Raw genomic sequence first — 1,819 nt, 5'->3', positions numbered from 1 at the left:
GTAGGCACACAGGATCTGTTCAGAGGAGGGCCATCGTGTCCCGGCGTGTAGGCAGTGTTCTTGTCTGACAATGATTATCAGCTATCCGGCGATAACTGAGCGTGCTCCGACGGGATCGTGTGTGGTGATGAGGAGGGATGCGCTCTCTGCAAGAGCGGCGCATTCGGCTGGCGAGTTGGGTAGGGTCCCCTCGTAAAGAGTGATTCGTACCGAGGCGGTATCTTCGTCGACGGTTGCCCGTACGCCGTGGCACCGCGGGTTCCCCATGTAGAAGAACACACGTACCGAGTGATCCGAAACCACGTCGTATCGACTCCAGGAGGATGCGTGCTCGTCATGAAGATCGGTACGCTGCCGTATATCGTTTGCGGATTGCGTTGGCGGCTTCACCGTGGGATCGTATCTGGTCTTTGTATTAGGGGAACTGGGGGGAACCTCACTTCCGCCGACGGCGCATCCTGTCATGGCAGCAACAGTCAAGACGATTGCGAACATCACAGCTGAGAGTCGGCGGGAACGAGTCCAATCATCCATGATTGTGTGTTTTCCAGTCGTTGTTAGCTGCGACAAACAGATCATTGACACGACTGTCGAAATATGGTCCCTGGATGTAGGCGGTACTCTTGGCGGGGCCATGCGAGGTGACGCTACGAACGTACCCGAGGCCACTGGTGTTGCTGTACCGATTGAGCCATGGGCCTCCAGATGAACCCCCACCAAAGTTGCAACCGGAAATGCGGTTAAACCTGTAGGTACCTGTCCAGCCGGTACCGCTTGTCCCCCAGCAGGCCCACATAATTTGGCCCCCGTTACGGTTTGCCGGATAACCGAAGATGCTGACGTCGAAACCAAATCCTCCGCCCCACTCGAAGCCGTGGCCTCCAACCGCATTTACGACTGCGGCCCTCGAAGTACTTCCGTTGTACGTGGTGACGAAGGCGACGTCTGAGTTGAAACCGCGCCCAGATTCGCCATAGTTGATCCAGTCGGTGAACGTACGCAATACGGCAGCTTGGTAGCTTCCATATGCAGCGCCTTTGCTGTAACCCGGCATGAACACCCAATTGCTGTGCCACTTATTCCCGGGGGCGCCATAGACACAGTGTCCGGCGGTGACAACGAGACGCTTTGAGCTGCTATTTATAGAGGATCCGGAGCAGACGTAATCCTTGCCGTCACTTTGATTATGGAAGAATACCTTTCCGTTGGTCTTCGAGAAATTCGTGACTGGAGGTGCAGCCTGCGGTGTGATCTTGGTTGACGTTGCCGCGACAGGAGAGGAGCCAATGGTGAGGGGCTTGTCCGATGAGGCTCGTCGTTCCAGCTCGTTGACTTGCTTGTTTACTCTGGCCGTGCTTGCTGGGGTATCGGCGGGGATGGCGTTCTTGAGGCGCTCGGGAGTCCAATAGGCAGTGACTGCCGGGTCGCCGCCCGTCGCGGTGAGCTTAGCTGTGTTGGTGGTGCTGGTAGGGGCGTAAGTCCGGCCCGTCGCTGGGTTCGTCACCGGTGCACGGACCGCTGTCGTAGTGGACGACAGAGGCGGACCACTCGGCGCGGTCGGTGCAGCCGATGCTGGCGTCGTAGCCGAGGCCGCCAGGAAGGCCGCCGAGGCGAGACCTGCGAGAGTGGCAAGTGTGGTTATTCGGTATTTTTTCATGTCGATTCCTCCTGGGACGCCATTTTTTGTGCTGCAGGCTACCCCTGACGAGACCGCCCTCGGCAGGCACAACGTGTGAGGCATTCGTGGTATCTGCCAAGAACGATGATCATCCAAACCCCAGCAAAACGGTAGCTCCTTTGGGCCCCATCCGGAAGACAG

Annotated in this window: 1 protein-coding gene; it reads right to left on the bottom strand. The window is 57.8% G+C overall.

The window, feature by feature from the left end; genetic code table 11:
• Positions 1-526: 526 nt before the first annotated feature.
• Complete coding sequence (locus tag HMPREF9153_RS12040) at positions 527-1,657, bottom strand: peptidase (RefSeq protein WP_080564880.1); 1,131 nt, start codon at positions 1,655-1,657, stop codon at positions 527-529.
• Positions 1,658-1,819 lie beyond the last annotated feature (162 nt).

Source organism: Cutibacterium avidum ATCC 25577 (assembly GCF_000227295.1).
Classification (GTDB): domain Bacteria; phylum Actinomycetota; class Actinomycetes; order Propionibacteriales; family Propionibacteriaceae; genus Cutibacterium; species Cutibacterium avidum.
Note: the sequence above shows the minus strand (reverse complement) of the source record. Positions and strands in the feature narration are given on the sequence as shown.